Annotated in this window: 26 protein-coding genes and 2 pseudogenes; 17 read left to right on the forward strand and 11 right to left on the reverse strand. The window is 67.7% G+C overall.

Annotated features, from left to right (window positions below):
* Window positions 1–48: 48 nt before the first annotated feature.
* From RPX00_RS17030 to RPX00_RS17045, 4 genes and pseudogenes are all read right to left on the reverse strand, one after another.
* On the reverse strand, window positions 49–858 hold the full coding sequence (locus tag RPX00_RS17030; protein WP_406640524.1) for a hypothetical protein: 810 nt from the start codon (window positions 856–858) through the stop codon (window positions 49–51).
* Between the two features lie 3 nt (window positions 859–861).
* Window positions 862–1,923 carry a hypothetical protein gene (locus tag RPX00_RS17035; protein WP_406640525.1) on the reverse strand — a complete coding sequence of 354 codons (1,062 nt, stop codon included), beginning with the start codon at window positions 1,921–1,923 and terminating at the stop codon, window positions 862–864.
* An 8-nt stretch (window positions 1,924–1,931) separates the two neighbouring features.
* Complete coding sequence (locus tag RPX00_RS17040; protein WP_406640527.1) at window positions 1,932–2,267, reverse strand: hypothetical protein; 336 nt, start codon at window positions 2,265–2,267, stop codon at window positions 1,932–1,934.
* Window positions 2,267–2,847, reverse strand: a pseudogene (locus tag RPX00_RS17045) (YbaB/EbfC family nucleoid-associated protein). Before RPX00_RS17045 ends, RPX00_RS17040 begins: the two are co-directional and overlap by 1 nt.
* Before the next feature lie 193 nt (window positions 2,848–3,040).
* Here RPX00_RS17045 and RPX00_RS17050 point away from each other — a divergent pair.
* Window positions 3,041–3,679 (forward strand): double zinc ribbon domain-containing protein, encoded by a 639-nt coding sequence (locus RPX00_RS17050; RefSeq protein WP_406640528.1) that lies wholly within the window; start codon window positions 3,041–3,043, stop codon window positions 3,677–3,679.
* A gap of 3 nt (window positions 3,680–3,682) precedes the next feature.
* Here the strand turns inward: RPX00_RS17050 and RPX00_RS17055 are convergent, their stop codons facing one another.
* The 6 genes from RPX00_RS17055 to RPX00_RS17080 form a co-directional block, all read right to left on the reverse strand.
* Window positions 3,683–5,179, reverse strand: a complete 1,497-nt coding sequence (locus RPX00_RS17055) for a hypothetical protein (protein WP_406640530.1) — start codon at window positions 5,177–5,179, stop codon at window positions 3,683–3,685.
* Between the two features lie 9 nt (window positions 5,180–5,188).
* Window positions 5,189–6,343 carry a hypothetical protein gene (locus RPX00_RS17060; RefSeq protein ID WP_406640532.1) on the reverse strand — a complete coding sequence of 385 codons (1,155 nt, stop codon included), beginning with the start codon at window positions 6,341–6,343 and terminating at the stop codon, window positions 5,189–5,191.
* A 32-nt stretch (window positions 6,344–6,375) separates the two neighbouring features.
* The gene (locus RPX00_RS17065; protein ID WP_406640534.1) at window positions 6,376–7,524 is read right to left on the reverse strand and encodes a hypothetical protein; all 1,149 of its coding nucleotides are present in this window, start codon (window positions 7,522–7,524) and stop codon (window positions 6,376–6,378) included.
* Window positions 7,525–7,537: 13 nt separating this feature from the next.
* Window positions 7,538–7,858, reverse strand: a complete 321-nt coding sequence (locus RPX00_RS17070; protein ID WP_406640536.1) for a hypothetical protein — start codon at window positions 7,856–7,858, stop codon at window positions 7,538–7,540.
* Entirely contained in the window at window positions 7,855–8,436 is a 582-nt protein-coding gene (locus RPX00_RS17075; RefSeq protein ID WP_406640538.1) for a YbaB/EbfC family nucleoid-associated protein, read from the reverse strand. The genes RPX00_RS17070 and RPX00_RS17075 overlap by 4 nt, the downstream gene beginning before the upstream one ends.
* A gap of 120 nt (window positions 8,437–8,556) precedes the next feature.
* On the reverse strand, window positions 8,557–10,050 hold the full coding sequence (locus tag RPX00_RS17080) for a hypothetical protein (protein WP_406640540.1): 1,494 nt from the start codon (window positions 10,048–10,050) through the stop codon (window positions 8,557–8,559).
* Between the two features lie 562 nt (window positions 10,051–10,612).
* Between RPX00_RS17080 and RPX00_RS17085 the strand changes: the two genes are divergently transcribed.
* The 5 genes from RPX00_RS17085 (at window position 10,613) to RPX00_RS17105 (ending at window position 15,519) form a co-directional block, all read left to right on the forward strand.
* The gene (locus RPX00_RS17085; RefSeq protein WP_406640542.1) at window positions 10,613–12,469 is read left to right on the forward strand and encodes a hypothetical protein; all 1,857 of its coding nucleotides are present in this window, start codon (window positions 10,613–10,615) and stop codon (window positions 12,467–12,469) included.
* Between the two features lie 59 nt (window positions 12,470–12,528).
* Window positions 12,529–14,289: a hypothetical protein gene (locus RPX00_RS17090; RefSeq protein ID WP_406640544.1), complete on the forward strand. Its 1,761-nt coding sequence runs from the start codon at window positions 12,529–12,531 to the stop codon at window positions 14,287–14,289.
* A 30-nt stretch (window positions 14,290–14,319) separates the two neighbouring features.
* Entirely contained in the window at window positions 14,320–14,709 is a 390-nt protein-coding gene (locus RPX00_RS17095; RefSeq protein ID WP_406640546.1) for a hypothetical protein, read from the forward strand.
* 18 nt (window positions 14,710–14,727) lie between these two features.
* Entirely contained in the window at window positions 14,728–14,961 is a 234-nt protein-coding gene (locus RPX00_RS17100) for a hypothetical protein (protein WP_406640548.1), read from the forward strand.
* Window positions 14,962–15,027: 66 nt separating this feature from the next.
* On the forward strand, window positions 15,028–15,519 hold the full coding sequence (locus RPX00_RS17105) for an MmpS family transport accessory protein (RefSeq protein WP_406640550.1): 492 nt from the start codon (window positions 15,028–15,030) through the stop codon (window positions 15,517–15,519).
* Here RPX00_RS17105 and RPX00_RS17110 read toward each other — a convergent pair.
* Window positions 15,512–16,000 (reverse strand): GNAT family N-acetyltransferase, encoded by a 489-nt coding sequence (locus RPX00_RS17110; RefSeq protein WP_406640552.1) that lies wholly within the window; start codon window positions 15,998–16,000, stop codon window positions 15,512–15,514. The genes RPX00_RS17105 and RPX00_RS17110 overlap by 8 nt on opposite strands.
* 74 nt (window positions 16,001–16,074) lie before the next feature.
* Here RPX00_RS17110 and RPX00_RS17115 point away from each other — a divergent pair, with 74 nt between their 5' ends.
* The 11 genes and pseudogenes from RPX00_RS17115 to rpsS all read left to right on the forward strand — a co-directional run bounded on the left by RPX00_RS17115 (window position 16,075) and on the right by rpsS (window position 24,705).
* On the forward strand, window positions 16,075–16,227 hold the full coding sequence (locus tag RPX00_RS17115) for a hypothetical protein (protein WP_101436018.1): 153 nt from the start codon (window positions 16,075–16,077) through the stop codon (window positions 16,225–16,227).
* 628 nt (window positions 16,228–16,855) lie between these two features.
* Window positions 16,856–17,230: a 30S ribosomal protein S12 gene (gene rpsL / locus RPX00_RS17120; RefSeq protein ID WP_003102113.1), complete on the forward strand. Its 375-nt coding sequence runs from the start codon at window positions 16,856–16,858 to the stop codon at window positions 17,228–17,230.
* The gene (gene rpsG, locus RPX00_RS17125; RefSeq protein ID WP_009072291.1) at window positions 17,230–17,700 is read left to right on the forward strand and encodes a 30S ribosomal protein S7; all 471 of its coding nucleotides are present in this window, start codon (window positions 17,230–17,232) and stop codon (window positions 17,698–17,700) included. The genes rpsL and rpsG overlap by 1 nt, the downstream gene beginning before the upstream one ends.
* A 63-nt stretch (window positions 17,701–17,763) precedes the next feature.
* Window positions 17,764–19,857: pseudogene (gene fusA / locus RPX00_RS17130) on the forward strand (elongation factor G); the annotation flags it as partial.
* Between the two features lie 132 nt (window positions 19,858–19,989).
* Complete coding sequence (gene tuf / locus RPX00_RS17135) at window positions 19,990–21,183, forward strand: elongation factor Tu (protein ID WP_037816270.1); 1,194 nt, start codon at window positions 19,990–19,992, stop codon at window positions 21,181–21,183.
* A gap of 386 nt (window positions 21,184–21,569) precedes the next feature.
* Window positions 21,570–21,875 (forward strand): 30S ribosomal protein S10, encoded by a 306-nt coding sequence (gene rpsJ / locus RPX00_RS17140; RefSeq protein ID WP_003102098.1) that lies wholly within the window; start codon window positions 21,570–21,572, stop codon window positions 21,873–21,875.
* A gap of 30 nt (window positions 21,876–21,905) precedes the next feature.
* Window positions 21,906–22,556, forward strand: a complete 651-nt coding sequence (gene rplC, locus RPX00_RS17145; protein WP_037816269.1) for a 50S ribosomal protein L3 — start codon at window positions 21,906–21,908, stop codon at window positions 22,554–22,556.
* Between the two features lie 2 nt (window positions 22,557–22,558).
* Window positions 22,559–23,248, forward strand: a complete 690-nt coding sequence (gene rplD, locus RPX00_RS17150) for a 50S ribosomal protein L4 (protein ID WP_406640555.1) — start codon at window positions 22,559–22,561, stop codon at window positions 23,246–23,248.
* Window positions 23,245–23,556, forward strand: a complete 312-nt coding sequence (gene rplW / locus RPX00_RS17155) for a 50S ribosomal protein L23 (protein WP_009072304.1) — start codon at window positions 23,245–23,247, stop codon at window positions 23,554–23,556. The genes rplD and rplW overlap by 4 nt, the downstream gene beginning before the upstream one ends.
* A 15-nt stretch (window positions 23,557–23,571) precedes the next feature.
* The gene (rplB, locus tag RPX00_RS17160) at window positions 23,572–24,405 is read left to right on the forward strand and encodes a 50S ribosomal protein L2 (RefSeq protein WP_406640557.1); all 834 of its coding nucleotides are present in this window, start codon (window positions 23,572–23,574) and stop codon (window positions 24,403–24,405) included.
* A gap of 18 nt (window positions 24,406–24,423) precedes the next feature.
* Complete coding sequence (gene rpsS / locus RPX00_RS17165; RefSeq protein WP_003102083.1) at window positions 24,424–24,705, forward strand: 30S ribosomal protein S19; 282 nt, start codon at window positions 24,424–24,426, stop codon at window positions 24,703–24,705.
* Window positions 24,706–24,712: the final 7 nt, after the last annotated feature.

Consider the following 24,712-nt stretch of genomic DNA (forward strand, 5'->3'; position numbering starts at 1 on the left):
TGAACGAAACGCCCCCGGCTTCGGCCGGGGGCGTTTTGCTGTGCCGGGTCAGACCGCGGCGGGCACGTCGATCCGGTCGAGGAAGCCGGCGACCAGGTCGATTCTGGCGACCAGGGTCGCCGGGTCGATCTCGTCCCGGTACACCGCGTAGCACCACCCGTGCTCGAGGCCGATGAGGTCCGGAAGCAGTTCATGGTTGCCGCGCAGCCAGTCCATGGTCTCCGGGGCGGTGACCTGAGCCGAGAACTTCTGGTCGCTGGCGTATCCGGTGAACTCGTTCTCGGACGACGTAAATTGCTCCCAGCGGGCGGCTGAGGGCGAAGTTCGCGCCTCCGCTTCGAACAGCCTTTGCTGGTAGTTGAGATACGCCATGGTCCGCCCGAACATCCGCACCGGTTCGGTCGGATACGCCTTGGCGATCTTCATGCTCGGCGTTGGCCCGACCCTGGTTTCGATGGTGTACTCGTAGATCCTTCTGCTGCTGTTGGCCCCGACCCGGAGCGTGCACCAGTACGCGCTGACCCGGAACTGCCGGTCCCGCCGCGGCAGGTCAGCCGCGAACTCGACGGTCGGAGGACTGCTGGGGAAGCTCATGCCCTCCGAGATGGTCTTCGGCCGGTACAGCTCGCCAAGAGGCTTCCGGCGCTGCGCGGACCGGGGCCGCCCGTATTTCAGATCGGCGACCATGGATCCGCCCAGTTCCTCGGGCACCGCGTGCAACGCGGCCAGCCAGGCTTGCTTCGCTCGTTTCTTCTTCAGATGCCAACGGAAGCCGAGAACACTCGGAAGCACGACTAGTACCAGGAATCCGACGATCGGTCCGAGCCACACCCAAGTGTCGTGCAGTGCGCGAGTCACGGCTCAGAACTCCAGATCTTTTTTGGCCTCGTCCTTCGAAGTTCCGTCCCCGGTCGCCGCGTACTCGACGGCCTTGCGCGCGTTCTCCAGGTGTCCCAACGGTTTCCCTGGCTTGACTGGCAGGTCGGGATCGTTCTTGTCGTGGCTTCGGAGCCCGACCTGCGACCGTGCCTCGTCCAGCAGCTTCCCGCCGACGGTTTTCCCGAAACCGTCGGCGGCCCGCTTCGCGGTGGTCTTGCCGCCTTCCACGGCCATCTTGGCTACCTCGTCCTTAGCCGCCTTGAAGAACGTCTGGAACCGGGCGATCAAGTCCTTGATCATGTCGAGCAGCTTCTGCAGCTTGCTGACCTGCTTCGTCGCCTTGCCGGCGGTAGACGCCGCGCGCACCCCGGTCGCCGTGCCCGCCGCCGCGGTGGATGCTCCGAACGAGGGGACCGCGGCGGCCAATGCCGGGATCCAGATCATGATCAGCCAGGTGATCAGCTCGGTCAGCAACGCCTTGATGAAGTCCTCGATGACGGTCATCGCCATGCTGCACACCTGCAGCATCGTCGCGATGTCGCCGGCCTGGTCGGCGGTGCCGGTGATCCCGGTCGAGAACGTGGCCAGCTTCTCCGCCGCGGTTTCGGCCGCGCCGCCCTCCCACTGCGAGAGCGCGCTCTTCGCCTGCTCGCTGAACTGGTGTGCGAACTGCTCCAGCCCGCGCCCGATCGCCGTGAAGTTCTCGGCCGCTTTGGACAGCGCCGGGCCGTCGCCGCTGACGAAGTGGATCGCGTCCTGGAGCGGGTCGCAGACGGCCAGCAAGAAGTTCAGTCCCTGGCCGACCAGCCAGCCGACCGGGTCGGCGCTGATGCTCATCGCGGTTTCCGCGCACGACTGGACGAAGTTGGTCGTCTCGGAGACCACCCCGCTCAACCCGGTAGCGGTGTCGCCTGCCTTGATCGCGTCGCTGGTGCCCGCGTCGTAGATCTTCACCGCGCCGCCCACCACCGGCAGCGCGTTGACGATCTTCTTGCCGGTGCCGTCCTCCGGCTTGATCTCGATCTTGCCCAACGGATCAGACATCCCGCCCCCTACTTCCGTCCGCCGCCGAGGTTGTCGAGCTGGCCCATGACGTCTTTCCAGCTGCGGCAGTGATCGTCTTCGGTCTGGTCGTAGAACTGGCCCGCGCGGTTGATCTTGTCGGAGGCGGACTGCAGACCGGTTTCCATCGCGGTCAGCAGGTCTTTCAGGTCGCCGACCATGCTCGTGTACTTGCTCTTGACGAAGATGCCGACGACGCCCCAGGACTCGTCGCCGACGTCGGCCTGCGCGACCTTGCCCTTGACCCCGGCGACCGAGGTCTTGTTGCCCGCCAGCTGTCGGGAGTAGTCGTAGAGCTTCGCCGTCTGCACCTGGTAGCCGGCCATCAGCGGTGGTCCTCGTCGTCGAACAGGTTCTTCAGGAAGTCGTCCCCGGCGGACCCGGCCGAGGACGGCGGTGGCGGCGGGGGAGGGGTCTTCTCGTCGGGGTCGGCAGCAGTTCCCGCTCGGAGTAGTCCTCTTGCTGTTCTTCCTCGACATTCCGCTGCGGCGCGGGCGCGCCCCGCTCCATCGCGGCACGCAATTCCTCGACGTCGGTGCCCAGCAATTCGGCCTGGGTTTCCAGCACCTGCTCGGTGAGCTGCATCGAGTTGCCCGTGTACTGGTCCACCAGCACGGCCTGCTGCCGCGCGGACTCGGCGACCGCCTGGTGCAGGGTCGCCATCAACATCCCGGACAACTCCGCCCCGCCGTGGCGCAGCGCGGCATCGGTGACCTGGATGTCCTTGATCGACCCGCCCGGACCGGCGACCACGGTGACCGACCGGTCGGGCGACGTCGCGGTCGCTTCGAGCGCGACCAGTTCCTCCTGCATCTGGGCGATGCCGGAGAACTGGTCGTCCACCCGCCGCAGCCTCGATTGGAACCGATCGAACTCCGCGACCAGCCGGTCGAACTCGTCGGACATGCCGTCTCTCCCCTGCGCTCGGTGGCCTGCCGTTATGCCCCTAACCAGCATTTTACGGACGGTATCCGACTAAACACGCAAAACTGCGAAAGTCCCGCCGCGCGGCCCCTGATCACGGTTGCCGTGCGTAGCGGGTCCGGAGACGGCACTTGTACGGTCGTGCGCCGGTTCTCGCTGGCTTAAGTTCGCGCGCGTGGCTGATGTCGTGCCGTTCACGGACAACTTCTCGGATCTCTCCAACGCACAGGGCTACCAGTTCGAGTTCCGTTGCGAGCGCTGCGGGAACGGGTACCGCTCGGCGTTCCAGCGGGACGCGATGGAGACCGGGCGCAGCATGTTGCGCGCGGTGGGCTCGTTTTTCGGCGGGACGCTGCAGCAGCTGAGCAGTTCCGCGGACCAGTGGAAGTACGACCGCGCGACGAACTCGTCAGCGAAGGACCGCGCGCTGACCGCGGCCGTCGAGGAGATCACCCCGCGTTTCCGGCAGTGCCGCGGCTGTAGCGACTGGATGTGCGCGGATCAGTGCTGGAACGAGGAAATCGGCCAGTGCCTGCGGTGTTCGCCGAGCGTGGCCGAGGAGATGTCCCGCGCACAGGCGGCGGCGCAGCGGGACCAGATCTGGGACGAGGCCCGCGAGAAGAACTGGACCAAGGACCTGGATCTGGGCACCCGCACGAAACTCACCTGCCCGGACTGCGGGCTGAAGGTGGACGGCGGGAAGTTCTGCACGGGCTGCGGGAGTTCACTGGCCCCGACTGTCCATTGTGGAGAGTGCGGCAAGGAATCCAAGGCTGGCGCGGTGTTCTGCGCGGACTGCGGACACCGGCTCTGAGGTTCAGGCCTGGGTTTCGCGCCTCTTCCGAACCCGGCGGGGAGTGCTGGGCAAGTACGTGCGCTTGATCAAGAAAAGCCCCGGAAGAACCCAGATCAGCGCGCCAAGCAGATCGACGGCCGCGTACGCCGAGCCGACCTGGTACCCCGGATGCCCCCAGAACGGGCCGACCGCGATCTCGACGACGGTGCCGCGCGCCGGGAGATCGTTCCGCGACCAGTCAGCGGTGATTTCGCGGGCGCTGCCGTCCTGCTCGTAGCTCCCGGTCACCGTGGCGCGGTCTGCGGTGCAGGACATGCCTCCGCTAGTGGTCACGCAGTGGCGGGTGCCGCCTTCGTTGACGGCGGAAACTGTCGCCTGCACCTGCGGAGCCAGCCTCGTCAGCGCGGCAATCGAGTTGCCCGCGGGTGCCGCGCCGACGGTGATGAGGGCGAGCGCGATGAGCGTCCGCGCGGTCAGCGAAATCGAGGTGACCGGCTGCCGGTCCCGGGCGTCGCGCCTGCGGTTTAGCGGGGTGCGGATGAACCCGCCGCGGTTGCCGAGCCAGGCGTCGTAGCGGGTGTCCGCGTTGGTCGCGACCGAGTGGAAGTGCCGGTCGTTCGCCCACTTATCCCAGACCGCCGCGGGGACGGCTGCGGCGAGCATCGCGAGCTTGCGGGAGTTGTCGAACATCCGGTCTTCGGTCAGCCCGCCGGTATCGGTGGCCCAGACCGCGTCCTCGCGGAAGGCGACCTGGTGCACCCGGAACCACCGGTCGGTGAGAAGGAGTTCGCGGACCTCGCCGGTCAGCATCTCCCTGGCGAATTCCGGATCCGAGGTGTAGACGGAGAACCGGCGGTCGAATTCGGGGTCGGTCTCGAATTCGTGCAGGGTGGTGTCCGGACGCAGCCAGCTGAACTGGTTGCGGGTGATCCGCATGTCTTCCAGCGGAGTGAAATGGTCCGGGGCGAAGGCTTTGGTCTTCGGCGAGACGGTCAGCGCGGGCACGTTCGGGATGCGCAGCTCCACGACCGAACAGATCGAGCCCAGCTCCTCGGCCAGCTTCGATTTCCGGCGGAAATTCTCGTCCCGGTAAGGAGATTCGGTCGAATACTCGATGCCGAGCAGCCGGTGCCCGTGCTGGGAGAACTCGACGGTGGCCCGGCGCGGCCAGGGATCGGGATGATCACGCGGAACGGCGAGCCCATGGTGGGGCAGGAAACCGAAGCTGGGCTCGGCACTCGCGTCGACCCGGTTGCCCCAGCGCTGCTGGTGCCAGCCTCGCCAAGCGAGCAACGCGGCGGCGACCAGCGGCACGCCGTACCAGACCGGCGCGGGTACGGATGTGCTGGCGGAGAACCAGTAAAGCGTGGTGAGAGAGACGGTGATTCCGCAGAGCGCGTGGAAAACCGCCGCGGTGATCGCGCTCCTTCGCTCTGCCCAGGAGGCGATCCAGAGCAGAACGAGGGCCAGTGCGTAGCCGCCGAAAAGATAGCCAGGGACGATCAGTTCGGCGGCCATGCGGCGACCTTACAGGTCGAGGTTTTCACGGGTTTCTTCCGCGGAATGAGGTCCTGCCTTGTCGGTGGCTTGTTCCGACTTGTGGACATCGCGGGAATTGCTGCTCGTCTTGTCGGCGGCGTCGTACAGGCCCTTGCCCACGTACGCCGAGCCTTTCTTCAGGTCAGCCGGGTTCAGTCCGAACGTCTGCTTGAACGCCTCGCCCGGCGCGTTCTTGAGCACGCCGAGAGCTTCCTCGCCGGTCGCTTTCAGCTTGGTGCCGAAACTTTCGGACTTGCCGAGGATGCCGGTGATCGCCTTCTGCTCGCCAGGCTTGAGCATCGTGCCGCCCGGGGTGAGCTTCGAGCCCTGCTTGATCATGTCGTCGGTCCACTTGCCGAGGAACGCGATGAACTTGTCGAGCAGTTTGCCGAGTTTGCCGAGGTGCTTGGTGACCTTGCTGACTACGCTGGCGACCTTGGCGACGGACGCGGTCATCGCGGCGGCGACCGAGGAGCCGAGGCTGACGACGGAGGCGGCGAGTGCGGGCAGCCAGAGGTAGATGAGCCAGCTGACCAGCTCGGAGATGATCGCTTTGACGACCTCTTCGATGACGGTCATGACCATCGACCACATCTGCAGGGTCTCGGCGACCTTGCCGGCGCTGGAGCCGATGCCCTTGATGCCTTCGGAGAACTGTGCCAGGGCCTTCTTCGCGGCCTCGCCGCCTTCGCCCTGCCAGTCCTTGAGGGCCTCGTCACCCTGCTTGACGAAGTTGTCGGCGAGGGTGACGAAGCCCTTGCCGATTTCGACGAAGTTGCCGGAGGCTTCCTTGAGGGCGGGACCGTCGCCGGTGACGAAGTGCAGGGCGTCCTGCAGTGGTTGGATGAGTTCGATCAGCATGTTGAGGCCGTTGCTGACCAGCCAGCCGACCGGGTCGAGCGCGAAACTCACCGCGTCCGCGGCCGCTCCGGCGACGAAACCGGCACCCTCCTGCAGCAGTTGCCCGCTGGCCGCGGCGACGTCCCCGACGTCCTTGGCCTCGCCGAAGTTCTCGACGGCACCCGAGATCGTGCTGTAGCCCTTGCCGACGAACGGCGTCTTTTTGATCGTTTCTTGGACGTTGTGCCCGAACCCGTCCTCGTGCTTGATCTTCACGCCGTCGGCGACGCTGTCCTGTCCCACGAGCCCCCTCGCTTAGAGCCGTCCGTTCTTCCTTACATGTCCAGGTTTTCCTTGGTGTCCTTAGCGGAATGCTCCCCGGCCTCGTCGCTCGCGCCCTGGGATTTGGTGATGTCGCGGGTATTGCTGATCGTCTTGTCGACGAAGTCGAAAGCGCCCTTGCCGACGTAGGACGAGCCCTTGCTCAGGTCGGACGGGTTCACGCCGATGACCTGCTTGACCGCCTCGCCCGGGGCGTTCTTCAGCGCGTCGACCGCCGCGGTGCCGAAGGCGCTGCCCTTCGTCCCGGTGGCGTTGGCGACCGCGCCGGCGAGTGCCTTTTCCGTGCCGGGGGTGATGCGGGCTCCGGACGGGGTGAGCTTCGAGCCCTGCTTGATCATCTCGTCGGCCCACTTGGCGAGGAACGTCAGGAACTTCTCGATCAGCTGGCCGAGTTTGCCGAGGTGGCTCGTGACCCGGCTGACCGTGCTGGCCACCCGGGCGACCGACGCGGTCATCGCGGCCGCGACCGACGAGCCGAGGCTGACGACGGAGGCGGCGAGTGCGGGCAGCCAGAGGTAGATGAGCCAGCTGACCAGCTCCGAGATCAGGGCCTTGACGACCTCCTCGATGACGGTCATGACCATCGACCACATCTGCAGGGTCTCGGCCACCGCGCCCGCGCTGGAGCCGATGCCCTTGATGCCCTCGGAGAACTGCGCCAGGGCCTTCTTGGCAGCGTCGCCGCCCTCGCCCTGCCAGTCCTTGAGCGCCTCGTCGCCTTCCTTGACGAAGTTGTCCGCCAGGGTGACGAAGCCCTTGCCGATCTCGACGAAGTTGCCGGAGGCTTCCTTCAGAGCAGGACCGTCGCCGGTGACGAAGTGCAGGGCGTCCTGCAGCGGCTGGATCAGTTCGATCAGCATGTTGAGGCCGTTGCTGACCAGCCAGCCGACCGGGTCGAGCGCGAAGCTCGCCAGGTCCACCGCCGCGCCCGCGACGAAGCCGGCGCCGTCCTGCACCAGCTGGCCGCTGGCCGAGGCGAAGTCGCCGAAGCTCTTGGCGTCGCCGTAGTTCTCGATGGCGCCGGAGATCGTGTTGACGCCCTTGCCCACGAACGGCGTCTTCTTGGCCGCTTCGAGCGCGTCGTGGCCGAACCCGTCTTCGTGCTTGATTTTTACGCCGTCGGCGACGCTGTCCTGTCCCATGAGTTCCCCTTGCTCAGAGCGGTCCGTCGATCTTCGCGTCGAACTTGCCGAAGGTCATGACGGTGTCCTTTTCGTGCCCGTCGTAGATCTCCGCGGCCTTGCCGAGCTTGTCCTGAAACACCTCGACGCCGCTCTTCATCGCTTCGAGCAGCTGCTTCAGCTCGTCGAGCTTGCTCGTGTAGGTCTGCTTGGCGACCAGCCCGATCAGGCCCCACGATTTGTCGCCGACGTCGGCCTGGCCCACGAGGTTGCCGAACTTGCCGGCCTCGCTCTTGTAGTGGTCGAGCCCGGTGGAGTACTTCGTGATGGCCGTGGTTACCACGCTGTGGGTCATCGGTGGTCCTCCTCGTCGTTGAACAAGTTCTTGAGGAACTGGTCGCCCGCCGAAGCGGAAGGCGGCGGCGGGGGAGCCTGGGCCGGCTGCTGCTCGGCGCGCAGCAGGTTGTTGTTCGCGAAGTCCTCCTCGTCGCGAACCGGCGCCGCCGGCCGCTGCGGCTGTGCCTCCGGCAGGTTCGACTCCAATTCCTCCACGGTGGTTCCCATGCCCGCCGCTTGGGCTTCGAGAACCTGGTCGGACACGTTCAGCCCGAAGGCCGTGCCCACGTGCTCGTCGACGATCCCGGCCTGCTTGCGCGCGGATTCGGCGACCGCCTGGTGCAGGGTCGCGAGGATCGTGGACGCCAGCTGGTCCGGCTGCTGGCGGAGCGCGTCCGGGGACAGCCGGAGGTCCTTGACCGAACCGCTCGGGCCCGCGATCACCGTGACCGACCGGTCCGGCGACATCACCTGCGCTTCGAGCGCGTTCAGTTCCTCCTGCATGTCGCCGACCTTCGCGAACTGCGCTTCGGCCTGCTTGAGCTTCGTCTGGAACTTCTCGAACTCCGCGACGAGTCGGTCCATCTCTTCGGACACGGCGGTCACACCTTCCCTGCACCTCGCTGATGCGGGGGATTATGCCGCTTCTGTCGCCTTCGTGCTTCAAGAGCACGGAATCCGGGGTGAGTGATCACCGCAGGTCAGCAATCCGGCTCGCTAAGGCCGGGACCCGACCTGGCGGGATTCCTGGAACCGGCGCAGGACGCGGACCCGCCTCGGGGCCCGCGGCCGGAAGATCATTTTGAAGAACAGCAGCCCGACCGCGACCGGAAGCAACGCGACGAGAATGGTCGACGCGACGGCGTCGTTGTTCTGGAAAACCGTGCTCCACCAGATCGGGCCGATGCGCACGGGGACGACGTCGCCTCGTTCGGGCAACTGGCCGATGTGCCAGGTGGTGACGACCTCGTGAGTCTGGCCGCCGTCCTGGTAAGTCCCGCGGACCGCTGGCGACTGGCTGTCACAGATCTGGGTGCGGTTGAGTCCGCCGCAGGAGCGGCCGTGGTCGCCCGGAGTGGAGTCGGTGACGGTGAGTTGAACCTCGGTGGCGAGACCGGTTGCCGCGGCCACGCCGTTGATGATCGGCAGGAGGCCGAGCACCACCATGGCCCCGGCGAGCAGGGACCGCGTGAGCACCGTCGTCGGCGAGAGCGGTTGGCGGTCCATCGCTTCGCGGTAGCGGTTCACATGGGCCCGCACGAATCCCTGGCGCTGGCCGAACCACAGGTCGTAGCCAGTTTCGGCGCGAGCGGTCACCCGGGCGAACTCGGTGCCGGGCCAGAGGCGCGGTGCCACGGCGGCGGCGAAGATCGCGAGGTGCCGGGCATTGCCGAGCAGCCGGTCTTCGTTCAGCCCGTCCGCTTCCGCGGTCCACAGGGCGTCGTCGTCGAACACGACCTCGTGGACCCGGAACCACAGGTCGTTCAGGATCAGTTCGCGGACTTGCGGGGTGAGGACCCGGGCGGCGAACTCCGGATCCTCGGCGGTGACCTCGAACCGCCGGTCAAACTCCGGGTCCACCGCGACCTTTTCCAGCTCCGCTGGGGTTTTCGGGGTGCCGACCTGTATCCGGGTGATCCGGGCGTCCTCGAACGGGGTGGGGTGGTCCGGCTCGAACGCCCCGGTGCGCGGGGTGATCCGAAACGCCGGGCTCTCCGGGATCCGGAGTTCGGTCAGGGTGTAAATGCCGCCGATGCGATCAGCGACCCGGTCGGCCGCGGAACCGCGCTCGGTGAGCGGGTACTCGACGCCGAGCAGCCGATGTCCCTGGTGCTCGAGTTCGACCACTCGGCGCAGCGACAAGCTGTCCTGCCGGTCGAACGCGACGGTGCGGCCGCCGTGGGGAAGGACCCCGAACGTTGCTTCGCCGGCGGCGCCCAGGCGGCGCAGCCGGGCGCGTTGCTGGGCGGACTGCCAGAGCACGAAGGCGACGAACACCACCGGCAGCGCGATCCACACCGCCAGCGGGGCGCGGATGTCCATGCTGACCTTGAACCAAGCCATCGTCGTGCCGAAGAACACCAGACCGGTCGCGATGTTGCTGAGCGCCGAGGTGGCGGTGCCGCCGCCCTCGACCCGGCCCGCTATCCACAGCAGGACGAACCCGGCGAGGTAGCCGACAGCGATGTACCAGGGGAACGGGTCTGCCATTGAGCGGATTATGCCCGGTTCACGCCCTCGGGTCGCGGCCCTGTCGGCGGCGAAGAGCGGGGAGTTCCCGGGATTTGGTCACGAAAAGATAACGAACATAACGGGCGAACAGCCCCGTCCTGGACGCCGAAGCGCCGAACATACTTTGGGCCGAACGGAGCATCGCAGGTCAGCGCCGCCGCTCGGGCCGGGTGCGGGGCGAGGGGTGCGGCAAGTCGGCCCAGTTTGTGGGATATTCACCCCTTCGGTCGATGTTCTCACGATTGATCACCGCATTGACAGTGCGTGCGGTTCGCCAGAGTATTTCGCGCATGTCCTTTCCGGTTGCCCTGGTGTGGCGCCTGCACGTTGATCTGCGGCAGCAGGCCAGCGCGCTGTGTAGGAATTCCTGACTTTTCTCCCGGCCGCTCTCGGCTGGCTGATTTCTCTTTCCCCGCAACGGGTTTCGGATGCCCGGGCGGATGAACGCTTTCCTCGTTGCGGCCGGGTTTCAGGCTGCCCTCGAAACGGGGAAAGAAGTGCCTTCGCGGGCGCTTCACGGGAACACGAACAGGGAGACACAATGCGATTCAGCTCCTCCTCGGGCGCCCCGCCCCGATGGCGGAAAGTGCTGACCGTCGCCGGTGCGGCCGCGCTCGCGGTCGGCGCGGTGACTTACACCGGGTCCAGCGCCTACGCCGACGTCCAAGTGGTCACCGACGCCAAGACCGCGTCCGACGGCAAGCAGTACTGGGTGCAGAACCACCTGGTCGGCAAAGACCTTGCCGCGCAGGCGCGTTCGGCCGACGGCACGCCGAAGAAATGGCTGCTGGTCTGGGCCGGCGACGAGAACATCGCCGACACCGCGGTGAAGGACGTCAAAAACCTGCCCGGTTCGCTCGGTGGCGGCCTCGGCAAAATCAAGAATGCCTTGCCCGGCCCCGATTTCCTCGCGGTGATCGACGCGACGCAGGGCTCGCCGACGTACGGCAAGGTGGTGAACACCGCGACCGTCGGGCCGCTCGTCGAGAACGAGCCGCACCACATGCAGTACGTGTGGCACAAGGGCGACACGATCTACGCCGGTGCGTTGTTCGCTGCGGCGACGTACGCGTTCGACGTCAGTGCGTTGCCCCAGTTGAAACTCAAGGGCATCAGCCTGCCGACGCAGACGCTCGGCGGTTCCGTGCCCGACGCGTACTGGGTGCTGAAGGACGGCACCGCGTACGGCACGTACATGGGCGGTCCGGTCGTGCCCGGCCCGTACGCGTACCAGGACGGCTCCACGCAGATCGGCAACGGCTTCGCCGGCAGCCCCGGTGAAGTCGTGCGCTTCGACAAGAACGCGCAGGTGCTGTCGCAGAGTCCGGCGGCGACCCCGCAGGGCGACAACGCGAAGCTGTGCGACAACCTGCCACAGCTGGGCAAACCGTCCTGCGCGAACCCGCACGGCATCCAGGCACGCGAGGACCTCAACACCCTCGTCACCAGTGACTATGCCGAACCGCGCAACATCATTCTCGACCCGGTGAAGCAGCCGTCGCCGTACCTGCGGCGGCCGACGATCCGCACCTGGGACATCTCCGACCGCAACCACCCGAAGCTGAAGGCGGTGTCCTACCTGCAGGACGGTCCGCGGGCGAACCCGGCGGACCCGCTGCACTCGGAAAGCCGCGCGGTCATGGAGACCACGGTGACGAACAAGCCCGGCCACAAGGGCGCGTTCGCCGAGACGATGCAGGGCGGCGCGATCTTCTACACGCCGGACATCACGGCGAAGGATCCGCACTGGATCGAGGTGTTCGACGACGGGACCGCGGGCAAGCCGATCTACTCGCAGAACGACTCGAACGGAGCCAGCTCCAACGGCGGCTGGCTGCAGACCAGCCCGGACGACCGGTTCCTCTACCACGCGGTGCAGGGCAGGCAGAAGGGCGCGCTCGGCCCGGACGACCCCGGCACCACCGGCGGCGTGTATGTGCTCGACATCCAGAAGCTGGTCGCCGCGGGCGACAAGGTCGAGAACATCAAGGGCCGCATCGACACCAAGGAGAAGGCGCAGCAGGGCGGCGGGGGAGACCTGCCGACCGTCGTCGGCTCCGCGCCGATCAACCCCGGCGTTCCCGGGGCCGGCCCGCACTGGGGCGCGTACGACAACTTCGCGCTCGGCCAGGACGGTTTCTACCACGAAACCGAGCAGCCGCAGCACATCGCGGTGTCGAACTACTTCGTCGCCCGGTCCGGTTTGGACGGTGACCACAAGGTCAACCTGCTGAACCTGTCGCCGGACGGGAAGGTCGCGGTCGATCCGAACTTCCGGGACGAGTTCACCGGGCAGGTCGGCATCAACTTCAACCGCAAGTCGTGGCCGCACGGGGACTTCGGCAACGCCAAGCCGCACTCCGAGCTGTTCGTGGTCGCCGACCAGCACGTGAAGTAACTCCCTCCCGGCGCGCGGGCGGCCGTCCGCGCGCCGGGATCCTCTCCGGGAAGGTCTCCATGGATCACCACGTCACCCCGGCCGCCACCGGATCGTCCGGTGTGGACAGTGCCGCGCTCGTGCTCCGGCTGATACTGCTGCTGGCGACGGCATTCCTTGCCGGTACCGGGATTCTGCGTCCGCTGGTCGGTCCGCTGCCGCGCAAGCTGTGGGTCACCACCGGTGTGCTGGGCGTCGGATCGGCGGTGCTGGCCGCGGTGTCGGCGGCGACGGTCGACGTCAACCTCGTCGCACTGATCGTCCACGTCGTGCTCGCGCTGGCGGTGCCGGTGCTGCTGCGGTGGCCTTCGGCAGGCCGTTGGGCTTCGCTCGCGCTGGTCGTGCTCGTGGTGCTGGAAACCTCGGTCGACGGTACGGGGATCTCCTTCGCCATCGACACCGTGTACGTCGCCGCGGCCGCGCTGTGGTTCGGCGTGACGCTGCTGTCGGCGTGGGTGCCGGTGGAGGAGTGGCGGTCGACGCCGTTGCGCGTCGGTCCGCTATCGGTCAGCCTCGCCGGTCTGTTGACGCTCGCGGGCCTCGTGCAGCTCGGCGTCTCCGGGGTCGCCTTCGACCGACGGCTGTACGAAACGCTCTTCGGCATCTCGCTGATCGTGGTGGTCCTGCTGCCAGCAGCGGTCACCGTGGTGTCGGCAATCCTGTTGTCTCGCAACGCTTCTATCCGTGGCTACCGCTACGGCGTCGCCGGGGTCGCGCTCGGCTTCGTCGCGTGGAGTGCGCTTGCCGCGGTGCCGCAGCCCGCGCCGTTGCCCGTGCCCGGGGTGCCGGTGCTGGCGGACGCGACAGTCGGCGGCGCGACCGTGCCGGTGCTGGTCAGCCCGCATCGGCCAGGGCGCAACCTCGTGCACTTCCCGGCGAGCGCTGGCACGGATCTGTCCGCGGGCGTCGAGGGCGGGATCGTGACCACCGCGGCGGCGCGGGCTGGTGCGGAAGGCAGCTGGGCCGAGGTCGAGCTGCCGCCGGGACGCAGCACTCTCGTGGTGCGCAAGGGCGACGCGACCACCACGGTCGACGTCGACGCGGGCATCGAAGCAGGCCCCGCGGTTTCGGACGCCGACGCGCCGGAATGCGCGGAAGCCGCGCTCGGCGGTCTCGTGGCGCAGAAACGCGACGTGCTCACCAGTTGCCCGTCGGACGCGTTATCGCCGGAGGACCGCGGGTCGCTGGTGAAGCTGGTCGAGTTCCTCGCGTCGCGGAAACCGTCGGCGATCACGCTGGTGGAGGACAAGTCGCCGCGTGGCGTGCAGGCCGCGCAGCTCGTCCGCGAAACCGCCGCCCGCGTCGGTCTGCCGGTGCGCCCGGACGCGGCCGCAGACACCGCGTTGGTGGTCGTCTCCGGCTGGAGCGACGGGTACCTCGCGATGAGCCGCGCCGCCGAATCGCAGCGGCTCAAACCAACCCACCAGTTCGGCCTGTACCTCGCGCCGTGGCTGCTCAACGGACCCATCGTCAACACCGTCGCGAGCGCGGCCATGCCGCTGCGCTTCGACCCGCGCGACCAGCTCGCGGTGAGCTACGCGGTGACCGTCGGCAACAGCTTCGGCGGGGAAAGCCCGTCGCTGGGCGGTTTCCGCACCTGGCTCGGTCCACAGTGGACGGCGGTGAACGGCGAGGTGCAGCTGTTCGCGGCCGCGCAGGTCAACGCGATGCCGATGTACCCGAACGAACCGCACGCGCCCGGCATGCAGGCCGCGCGCGACTACGCCGGGCAGTGGATCCCCGACGGAACCATCGTCCCGATCAGCGGCGCGCTCCGCTGACCACAGTTCCCCGAAGAAAGGAAACCCCTGATGAAACGCATTGCCGCCCGGATCCTGCTGCCGCTCGCCGCGGCCGGGGCCTTCGCCGGATTCGCCGGGGGAGCGGCCAGCGCCGCCACCCCCGGCCCGTCCGCCGCCGGTCAGCCCGCCGCTGGTTTGCCCTCGCTCCCGACCGGCGGCTTGCCGTCTCTCCCGGCTGGCGGCTTGCCGTCCTTGCCGACCGGCGGTCTGCCCTCGCTGCCTTCCGTGCCGAATCTGCCCACCCCGGGCCTGCCCGGCCTCCCGGGAGCGCCGACCGGCGGCGGCCCGTCGGTCTGGGTCGTCCCCGGCCTCGACGCGGGCAGCCTCCTCGGCCCGACCGCCCAGGCCCCGGCCCAGCTCCTCGCGCCGGTGTTCAACGCCATCACCGCCGTTTCCTGAGTACAGAAGGAGAAACCCGTGAAGAAGACTGTCGTCCGAGCCGTCGCCGCCACCGCGCTCGCCGGAGCCGCCGTGCTCGGCGCCGCCGCGCCCGCGCTGGCCGCCACGCAGGAGCAGCCCGGGGTCACCGTCGTCGACGAGCCCGACACGTCGAACCTGAACAACATCTGGACGTTCGCGCCGCTGGGCGTCCCCGTGCTGGGCCTGATCCAGTCGCTGAACGGCGTCCCCGGCCGGATCCTCCCCGGCTGATCCGACTCCGCCGGTGGTTCCCCCTCGTCCCCGGGGAACCACCGGCGGCCCCCGGAAAGAAGAAACATGGACAGACAGCTGATCGGCCGGCTCGCGATCGCGGGCATCGCCGTAGCCGCCGTCGCCGCGGTGGTAGTGATCCTCGGCACCGGCGACGATCCCGCACCCGCTCCGGCCGCCGTGGCCGCTCCGGCGACCTCCGTGCCGCAGCGTGCCCCGGACCGCACCGTGACCCGCACGCTGGCCCCGACGACCTCGACCGCGCCGGCCGCGCCCGTCCCGTCCAGCTGGCAGATCACCTACGAACTCGCCGGCTCGGGGACCGCCACCGTGGTTTACGACGACAACGGCCTCGGCCTGGTGCATCAGGAACTGTCCGTACCGCTGCCCTGGCGCAAGACCCTGACCTGGCCGAAGACCGCCGTCGCGCCGACCGTGCAGCTGATGGGCCAGTCGAGCGGCCCGGTCGAATGCCGGGTGTCGGTGAACGGCGTCCTCGCGCGGTCCGCGAAGGCTGCCGACGGAGAGGTCGCCAGCTGCGCGGGACGGCTCAGCTGAGGTCCTTGGAGAACCAGTGCTCGGCGTACCGGTCGTCGTTGAACGCCTCGACCTCCGCGTAGCCCATTGACGCGTACAGCGCGCGGGCCTCGACCAGGTCGTCCCGGGTGTCGAGCCGCATCCGGGACGCGCCCAGCCGCTTCGCCGCCTCTTCGGCCGCCGCGACGATCAGTTTGCCGCCGCCGTGCCCGCGATGCTCCGGGCGCACGTACACCTTCGTCAGCACGCTCAGGCCCGGCTCCACCAGCCGGACCCCGACACAGCCGGCTGGCTTCCCGTCGCGATGGGCCATCAGGAACGCGCCGGTCGGCGCGGCCAGGCCGGCGCTCGGCTCGTCGCCCAGCGCCTCGTCCACCTCGGCGGGCGTGGCCGGACGGCCGTAATACCGCGACGCCAGCTCGTCCATGTACTCGCGCAGGATCGCCGTCGCGTCGGGGTGTTCGGCCGGGATTTCGGTGATTTTCCAGTCCACGTCCCTCATCTTGGGGAGCCCGTCCACCGAATTCCCCGGCAGGTACCGTGCAGAACGGCAGGGGAACCGAACGAGGAGGCGACATGGACGGCAGCGAGAACGTCGACCAGCCGGGGGACAAGAAGACCGGCGGCAGCCATGCCGCGCCGGAGGGGGCTGGAGTGCACCCGCTGATCGATCTGTCGCGCGACCCCAATCCGGGCAAGCCCGACCACGCGAAGCCGGACGAGGACTGAGCCGCGGCCCGGCCCGGCGGGCGCGCACCGCCGGGCCGGGCTTCGCTGCTTCGTCCCGATGAGGTGATCGTCACCCCGGGACGTGGTCCATTGTGGAACACCCGGCGGCCCTTCCCGTTGCCGCCGAAGAAATTCTCTCGCGTTCTTAACGCCGCCCCCGCGCCTCGCCGGATCTCCCGGCGAAGGACGCCCGGTGCCGGTCCACTCAGTGGCCAGTTCGTCCCGGCATGCGAACCGAATGCGCGCTGACCGCGGGAACCTCGCCGGGAATAGCGTCCCGAAGCCCGGCGTTCTGCATCTCGGGAAGTCCCGCGCGGCGCCGTCCCAAGGCCCCGATCTGGGGTTACGATGACCGGTCGGCGACCGTAGCGACCCCCCGCCCGGACCGCTCCGCGAGTGGACGGGTATCTTTGGAGACCGTGCCCGGCAGGCGTCGGGCCGCTCCGCGTGCCGTTGGGCATGAGCGGGGTGCTTTTGCACCCGGTTCACCAGCCTCGCCACGTGGGGTTCCGACGGAAAATCCCTCCGGGAAGTTACCGGTCGCGAGACCGTGACGCGGGCCGACACGCCCGACCGCGGGGACCGGTGAAGACACGAAGAAGCAAGATCACGACAGGAAGCTGGTCCATTGCCCACGATCCAGCAGCTGGTCCGCAAGGGCCGCCAGGACAAGGCTGCCAAGCAGAAGACCGCGGCCCTCAAGGGGAGCCCGCAGCGTCGTGGCGTGTGCACCCGCGTGTACACCACGACCCCGAAGAAGCCGAACTCGGCCCTGCGCAAGGTTGCTCGTGTGAAGCTGACCAGCGGCATCGAGGTCACCGCATACATCCCCGGTGAGGGTCACAACCTCCAGGAGCACTCGATGGTGCTCGTGCGCGGCGGTCGTGTGAAGGACCTGCCGGGTGTTCGGTACAAGATCATCCGCGGTTCGCTCGACACCCAGGGTGTGAAGAACCGGAAGCAGGCGCGCAGCCGGTACGGCGCGAAGAAGGAGAAGAGCTAATGCCTCGCAAGGGTCCGGCGCCGAAGCGGCCGCTGATCTCCGACCCCGTCTACGCCTCCCCGCTGGTCACCCAGCTGGTGAACAAGGTGCTGAAGGACGGCAAGCGGTCCCTCGCCGAGCGCATCGTGTACGGCGCGCTGGAAGGCGCTCGCGAGAAGACCGGCACCGACCCGGTCGTCACGCTGAAGCGCGCGCTCGACAACGTGAAGCCCACCATCGAGGTGAAGAGCCGCCGCGTCGGTGGCGCCACCTACCAGGTGCCGATCGAGGTCAAGCCCGGCCGCTCCACCACGCTGGCGCTGCGCTGGCTGGTCTCCTTCTCGCAGCAGCGCCGCGAGAAGACGATGATCGAGCGCCTGCAGAACGAGCTGCTGGACGCGAGCAACGGCCTTGGCGCCAGCGTCAAGCGCCGCGAAGACACGCACAAGATGGCCGAGTCCAACAAGGCCTTCGCGCACTACCGCTGGTGATGACCGCCCGGCTGCCGATAGAAGCCATGCCGGGCCCCACGTTCGAGACAGGGGAACATTCTCGTGGCACGTGAAGTGCTGACCGACCTCAACAAGGTCCGCAACATCGGCATCATGGCGCACATCGACGCCGGTAAGACCACCACCACCGAGCGGATCCTGTTCTACACCGGGATCAACTACAAGCTCGGCGAAGTCCACGACGGCGCCGCCACGATGGACTGGATGGAGGAGGAGCAGAAGCGGGGTATCACCATCACCTCGGCTGCGACCACCACCTTCTGGAACGACTACCAGATCAACCTGATCGACACCCCCGGGCACGTCGACTTCACCGTCGAGGTGGAGCGCAACCTGCGGGTGCTCGACGGCGCGGTCGCCGTCTTCGACGGCAAGGAAGGCGTCGAGCCGCAGTCCGAGCAGGTCTGGCGGCAGGCGGACAAGTACGACGTCCCCCGCATCTGCTTCGTCAACAAGATGGACAAGCTGGGCGCGGACTTCTACTACACCCTGCAGACCATCTCGGACCGTCTCGGCGTCCGGCCGCTGGCCATCCAGCTGCCGATCGGCGCGGAGAACGAGTTCGAGGGCGTCATCGACCTGGTCCGGATGAAGGCCCTGGTCTGGCGCGGCGAGGTGCAGAAGGGCGACGACTACTCCGTCGAGGACATCCCGGCCGAGCTGGCCGACCGCGCCGCCGAGTACCGCGAGAAGCTGATCGAGGCCGTCGCCGAGACCGACGACGCGCTGATGGAGAAGTTCCTCGAGGGCGAGGAGCTGACCAAGGACGAGATCAAGGGCGGCATCCGCAAGCTGGTCGTCACCCGCGAGGCGTTCCCGGTGCTCGCCGGCTCCGCGTTCAAGAACAAGGGCGTGCAGCCGATGCTGGACGCGGTCATCGACTACCTGCCGTCGCCGCTGGACGTGCCGCCGGTCGAGGGTCTGCTGCCCGACGGCGAGACCCCGGTCACCCGGCACGCGACGACCGAGGAGCCGTTCTCCGCGCTCGCGTTCAAGATCGCCGCGCACCCGTTCTTCGGCAAGCTGACCTACATCCGGGTCTACTCGGGCAAGGTCGCCTCCGGCGCCCAGGTCGTCAACGCGACCAAGGAGCGCAAGGAGCGCATCGGGAAGATCTTCCAGATGCACTCCAACAAGGAGAACCCGGTCGACGAGGCGCTGGCCGGCCACATCTACGCGGTCATCGGCCTGAAGGACACCACCACCGGTGACACCCTCGCCGACGCGCAGAACCCGGTCGTGCTCGAGTCGATGACCTTCCCGGACCCGGTCATCAAGGTCGCCATCGAGCCGAAGACGAAGGCCGACCAGGAGAAGCTCTCCCTGGCGATCCAGAAGCTGGCCGAGGAAGACCCCACGTTCCAGGTCAACCTGGACGAGGACACCGGCCAGACGATCATCGCGGGCATGGGCGAGCTGCACCTCGAGGTGCTGGTCAACCGGATGAAGTCCGACTACAAGGTCGAGGCGAACATCGGCAAGCCGCAGGTCGCCTACCGCGAGACCATCAAGAAGACGGTGGACAAGCTCGACTACGTCCACAAGAAGCAGACCGGTGGTTCCGGCCAGTTCGCGAAGGTCATCGTGAAGCTGGAGCCGCTCGAGCGCACCGACGGTGCTCTCTACGAGTTCGACAACAAGGTGACCGGTGGCCGCGTGCCGCGGGAGTACATCCCGTCGGTCGACGCGGGCGCGCAGGACGCGATGCAGTACGGCGTCCTGGCCGGCTACCCGCTCGTCGGGTTGAAGTTCACCTTGTTGGATGGCGCGTACCACGAGGTCGACTCTTCCGAAATGGCGTTCAAGATCGCCGGTTCCATGGCGATGAAGGAAGCCGCGAAGAAGGCAGGCCCGGTCATCCTCGAGCCGATGATGGCCGTCGAGGTCACGACTCCCGAGGACTACATGGGTGACGTGATCGGCGACCTCAACTCCCGCCGTGGCCAGATCCAGGCCATGGAGGAGCGCGCCGGTACCCGTGTCGTGAAGGCACTGGTCCCGCTGTCGGAGATGTTCGGCTACGTCGGCGATCTGCGGTCCCGTACCCAGGGCCGGGCGAACTACTCCATGGTGTTCGACTCCTACGCCGAGGTTCCCGCGAACGTCGCGAAGGAAATCATCGCGAAGGCGACGGGGAGTAATCCCCTCCGCTCGCGGGCATTAAGGGACTCTCCTGAACGTCCGCAGCAACGACGAAGGAACATTCGCGGGGCGGCAGCCACGTCGCCCCGCGAGCACAAAGCAAATCCAGTCCAGGAGGACATTCCAGTGGCGAAGGCGAAGTTCGAGCGGAGCAAGCCGCACGTCAACATCGGCACCATCGGTCACGTCGACCACGGCAAGACCACGCTGACCGCGGCGATCACCAAGGTTCTGCACGACGCGTACCCGGAGCTGAACGAGGCCCGTGCGTTCGACCAGATCGACAACGCGCCGGAAGAGAAGCAGCGCGGTATTACGATCAACATCTCGCACGTCGAGTACCAGACCGAGAAGCGTCACTACGCGCACGTGGACGCCCCCGGTCACGCTGACTACATCAAGAACATGATCACCGGTGCCGCGCAGATGGACGGCGCGATCCTGGTGGTCGCGGCGACCGACGGCCCGATGCCGCAGACCCGCGAGCACGTGCTGCTGGCCCGCCAGGTCGGCGTGCCCTACATCGTCGTGGCGCTGAACAAGGCCGACATGGTCGACGACGAGGAAATCCTCGAGCTGGTCGAGCTGGAGGTCCGCGAGCTGCTGTCCTCGCAGGAGTTCCCGGGCGACGACGCGCCGGTCGTGCGCGTCTCCGGCCTCAAGGCCCTCGAGGGCGACCAGAAGTGGGCCGACGCCGTGCTCGAGCTGATGCACGCCGTCGACGACAACGTGCCGGACCCGGTGCGCGAGCTCGAGAAGCCCTTCCTGATGCCGATCGAGGACGTCTTCACGATCACCGGCCGCGGCACCGTCGTGACCGGTCGCGTGGAGCGCGGCCAGGTCAACGTCAACGAAGAGGTCGAGATCGTGGGTATCCGCGAGAAGTCGACCAAGACCACCGTCACCGGTGTCGAGATGTTCCGCAAGCTGCTCGACTCGGGCCAGGCGGGCGACAACGTCGGCCTCCTGCTGCGCGGCATCAAGCGCGAGGACGTCGAGCGCGGCCAGGTCGTCGTGAAGCCGGGCACCACCACCCCGCACACCGAGTTCGAGGGCCGGGTCTACATCCTGTCCAAGGACGAGGGCGGCCGGCACACCCCGTTCTTCAACAACTACCGCCCGCAGTTCTACTTCCGCACCACGGACGTGACCGGCGTCGTGACCCTCCCCGAGGGCACCGAGATGGTCATGCCGGGCGACAACACGGACATCAGCGTCGTGCTGATCCAGCCGGTCGCCATGGACGAGGGTCTGCGCTTCGCCATCCGCGAGGGTGGCCGGACCGTCGGCGCGGGCCAGGTTACCAAGATCAACAAGTGACGTCGGCGCCCTGAATTCGGGTCAATACACCCCCGAGTTCAGGGCGTCAACTCACGTGTGCGACACTATTTAGGTTGCTCGTCCTGGGGCGGCCGAATCCATTCGGGTTCCGGCCGCCCTGGCACGAGTGGCCACGGTCCGTGGAGCTCTTCCTTCGGGTGAGGCTAGCGGGCACAGGCCAGTAGGGACGACTTCGTGTCGGCCCGCGGCCTCCTCACGTAGAGGAAGACCAGGCAAGACGACGATCCTTAGGGATCCGTCTGTGCGGCGGGCGCGACACGCCCGACCGCGTGGACCGGGGACAGGGCCGTTGAACTGCTGAAACCCGGGTTCCGGCCCAGGTTGACGAGACAAAGCGGCACGAGACGACAAGGAACGCAGCCACCATGGCGGGACAGAAGATCCGCATCCGGCTCAAGGCCTACGACCACGAGGCGATCGACACCTCGGCGCGCAAGATCGTGGAAACGGTCACGCGCACCGGCGCCCGTGTTGTCGGGCCGGTGCCGCTGCCTACCGAGAAGAACGTTTACTGCGTCATCCGCTCGCCGCACAAGTACAAGGACTCGCGCGAGCACTTCGAGATGCGCACGCACAAGCGTCTGATCGACATCCTCGACCCGACGCCGAAGACGGTGGACGCGCTCATGCGCATCGACCTCCCGGCGAGCGTCGACGTCAACATCCAGTAAGCGTTGGGCGAGCGGCGGAGATAAGAACTCATGTCTGACAGGCAAATGAAGGGCATCCTGGGCACCAAGCTCGGCATGACCCAGGTCTTCGACGAGCAGAACCGGGTCGTCCCGGTCACTGTCGTCAAGGCCGGTCCGAACGTGGTGACCCAGGTCCGGACCACTGACAAAGACGGCTACGCGGCCGTGCAGCTGGCGTTCGGCGCGGTCGACCCGCGCAAGGTGAACAAGCCGCGCACCGGCCACTTCGACAAGGCGGGCGTGACCCCGCGCCGGCACCTCGCCGAGCTGCGCACCACCGACGCCGAGACCTACGAGGTCGGCCAGGAGATCACCGCCGAGGTGTTCGAGGCCGGCACTTCGGTCGACGTGACCGGTACCAGCAAGGGCAAGGGCTACGCCGGTGTCATGAAGCGCCACGGCTTCAAGGGCCAGGGCGCGAGCCACGGTGCGCAGGCCGTGCACCGCAAGCCGGGTTCCATCGGCGGCTGCGCCACGCCGGGCCGCGTGTTCAAGGGCCTGCGGATGGCGGGCCGGATGGGTAGCGACCGGGTCACCACGCAGGGCCTGACCGTGCACGCGGTGCGTGCCGAGGACGGCCTGCTGCTGATCAAGGGCGCGGTGCCCGGTCCCAAGGGCGGCCTGCTGTTCGTGCGCAGTGCCGCGAAGGGTGGAAACTGACGATGACGAACGTCGAGCTGAAGACTCCGGCCGGTAAAGCCGACGGCACCGTCGAGCTCCCCGGGGAGATCTTCGACGTGCAGGCCAACGTCGCGCTGATGCACCAGGTCGTGGTGGGCCAGCTGGCCGCCGCGCGCCAGGGCACGCACGACACGAAGACCCGCGGTGAGGTCTCCGGTGGCGGCAAGAAGCCGTACCGGCAGAAGGGCACCGGTCGCGCCCGCCAGGGTTCGACCCGGGCGCCGCAGTTCGCCGGCGGTGGCGTCGTGCACGGCCCCACGCCGCGCGACTACACCCAGCGCACCCCGAAGAAGATGAAGGCCGCCGCTCTGCGTGGCGCCCTCTCCGACCGGGCGCGCGCCGGCCAGCTGCACGTCGTGACGGAACTGGTCACCGGCGAGAAGCCGTCGACCAAGTCCGCCAAGACGGCGATCGCCGCCGCGACCCAGGCCAAGCGCGTTCTCGTGGTCCTGCACCGCGACGAGGAACTCGCCTGGGTGTCCGCGCGGAACCTGCCGTACGTGCACCTGATCTGGGCTGACCAGCTCAACACCTACGACGTCCTGGTCAACGACGACGTCGTGTTCACCAAGGCCGCCTACGACGCGTTCGTGGCAGGTCCCGTCCGCGGGAAGGTCGTCAAGGCCCTCGCGCGTTCGAGCGAGGTTTCGGAAGGGAGTGACGAGAAGTGAGCTCGGTCGCCATTCCGGACCCCCGCGACATCCTGCTCGCGCCGGTGATCTCCGAGAAGTCCTACGGGCTGCTCGAGGACCACAAGTACACGTTCATCGTCCGTCCGGACGCCAACAAGACCCAGATCAAGATCGCGGTCGAGAAGGTGTTCGGCGTGAAGGTCGTCAGCGTCAACACGGCCAACCGCCAGGGCAAGCGGAAGCGGACTCGTACCGGCTTCGGCAAGCGCAAGGACACCAAGCGCGCCATCGTGACTCTTTCGCCTGAGAGCAAGGCGATCGAGATCTTCGGCGGACCCACCGCGTAAAGGACTGAGCTGACAATGGGCATCCGCAAGTACAAGCCGACGACCCCGGGTCGTCGCGGTTCGAGCGTCTCGGACTTCGCCGAGATCACCCGGTCCACGCCGGAGAAGTCGCTGCTGCGTCCGCTGAGCAAGACCGGCGGCCGCAACGCGTCGGGCAAGATCACCACCCGGCACAAGGGCGGTGGCCACAAGCGCGCCTACCGCGTGATCGACTTCCGTCGCCACGACAAGGACGGCGTGCCGGCCAAGGTCGCGCACATCGAGTACGACCCCAACCGCACCGCGCGCATCGCGCTGCTGCACTACGCCGACGGCGAGAAGCGCTACATCATCGCGCCGGAGAAGCTGAAGCAGGGCGACACGGTTGAGAACGGCCCCCGCGCCGACATCAAGCCGGGCAACAACCTGCCGCTGCGCAACATCCCGGTCGGCACCGTGATCCACGCGATCGAACTCCGCCCCGGCGGCGGCGCGAAGATGGCCCGGTCCGCCGGCGCCCGCGTGCAGCTCGTCGCCAAGGACGGTCCTTACGCCCAGCTGCGTCTCCCCTCGGGCGAGATCCGCAACGTGGACGTGCGCAACCGCGCGACCGTCGGCGAGGTCGGCAACGCCGAGCACTCCAACATCAACTGGGGCAAGGCGGGCCGCAACCGCTGGCGCGGCAAGCGCCCGACCGTCCGCGGTGTCGTGATGAACCCGGTCGACCACCCGCACGGCGGTGGTGAGGGCAAGACGTCCGGTGGTCGCCACCCGGTGAACCCGAACGGCAAGCCCGAAGGCCGCACTCGCAAGAGCAAGCCGTCCGACAAATTGATCGTCCGCCGCCGGCGCACCGGCAAGAAGCGCTGAGCAGGGAGGTAGAAGCACATGCCACGCAGCCTTAAGAAGGGCCCGTTCGTGGACGACCACCTGCTCAAGAAGGTGGACGCTCTCAACGAATCGGGCAAGAAGACCGTGATCAAGACCTGGTCGCGGCGCTCCACGATCATCCCGGACTTCCTGGGGCACACGATCGCGGTGCACGACGGCCGCAAGCACGTCCCGGTGTTCGTCACCGAGGCGATGGTGGGTCACAAGCTGGGCGAGTTCGCCCCGACGCGGACCTTCAAGGGCCACATCAAGGACGACCGCAAGTCGCGCCGCCGCTGAGCGGGCC

The sequence above is a fragment of the Amycolatopsis sp. WGS_07 genome (assembly GCF_045278895.1).
Lineage (GTDB): Bacteria > Actinomycetota > Actinomycetes > Mycobacteriales > Pseudonocardiaceae > Amycolatopsis.

Coding starts and splice junctions, on each gene's coding strand:
- RPX00_RS17080 (WP_406640540.1), bottom strand. CDS start 10,050: ATGGCAGACCCGTTCCCCTGGTACATCGCTGTCGGCTACCTCGCCGGG.
- rplB (WP_406640557.1), top strand. CDS start 23,572: ATGGGCATCCGCAAGTACAAGCCGACGACCCCGGGTCGTCGCGGTTCG.
- RPX00_RS17090 (WP_406640544.1), top strand. CDS start 12,529: ATGGATCACCACGTCACCCCGGCCGCCACCGGATCGTCCGGTGTGGAC.
- rplD (WP_406640555.1), top strand. CDS start 22,559: ATGACGAACGTCGAGCTGAAGACTCCGGCCGGTAAAGCCGACGGCACC.
- RPX00_RS17095 (WP_406640546.1), top strand. CDS start 14,320: ATGAAACGCATTGCCGCCCGGATCCTGCTGCCGCTCGCCGCGGCCGGG.
- RPX00_RS17040 (WP_406640527.1), bottom strand. CDS start 2,267: ATGGCCGGCTACCAGGTGCAGACGGCGAAGCTCTACGACTACTCCCGA.
- rpsJ (WP_003102098.1), top strand. CDS start 21,570: ATGGCGGGACAGAAGATCCGCATCCGGCTCAAGGCCTACGACCACGAG.
- rpsG (WP_009072291.1), top strand. CDS start 17,230: ATGCCTCGCAAGGGTCCGGCGCCGAAGCGGCCGCTGATCTCCGACCCC.
- RPX00_RS17105 (WP_406640550.1), top strand. CDS start 15,028: ATGGACAGACAGCTGATCGGCCGGCTCGCGATCGCGGGCATCGCCGTA.
- RPX00_RS17065 (WP_406640534.1), bottom strand. CDS start 7,524: ATGGGACAGGACAGCGTCGCCGACGGCGTAAAAATCAAGCACGAAGAC.
- RPX00_RS17110 (WP_406640552.1), bottom strand. CDS start 16,000: ATGAGGGACGTGGACTGGAAAATCACCGAAATCCCGGCCGAACACCCC.
- RPX00_RS17085 (WP_406640542.1), top strand. CDS start 10,613: ATGCGATTCAGCTCCTCCTCGGGCGCCCCGCCCCGATGGCGGAAAGTG.
- RPX00_RS17070 (WP_406640536.1), bottom strand. CDS start 7,858: ATGACCCACAGCGTGGTAACCACGGCCATCACGAAGTACTCCACCGGG.
- rplC (WP_037816269.1), top strand. CDS start 21,906: ATGTCTGACAGGCAAATGAAGGGCATCCTGGGCACCAAGCTCGGCATG.
- RPX00_RS17035 (WP_406640525.1), bottom strand. CDS start 1,923: ATGTCTGATCCGTTGGGCAAGATCGAGATCAAGCCGGAGGACGGCACC.
- RPX00_RS17115 (WP_101436018.1), top strand. CDS start 16,075: ATGGACGGCAGCGAGAACGTCGACCAGCCGGGGGACAAGAAGACCGGC.
- rpsS (WP_003102083.1), top strand. CDS start 24,424: ATGCCACGCAGCCTTAAGAAGGGCCCGTTCGTGGACGACCACCTGCTC.
- RPX00_RS17055 (WP_406640530.1), bottom strand. CDS start 5,179: ATGGCCGCCGAACTGATCGTCCCTGGCTATCTTTTCGGCGGCTACGCA.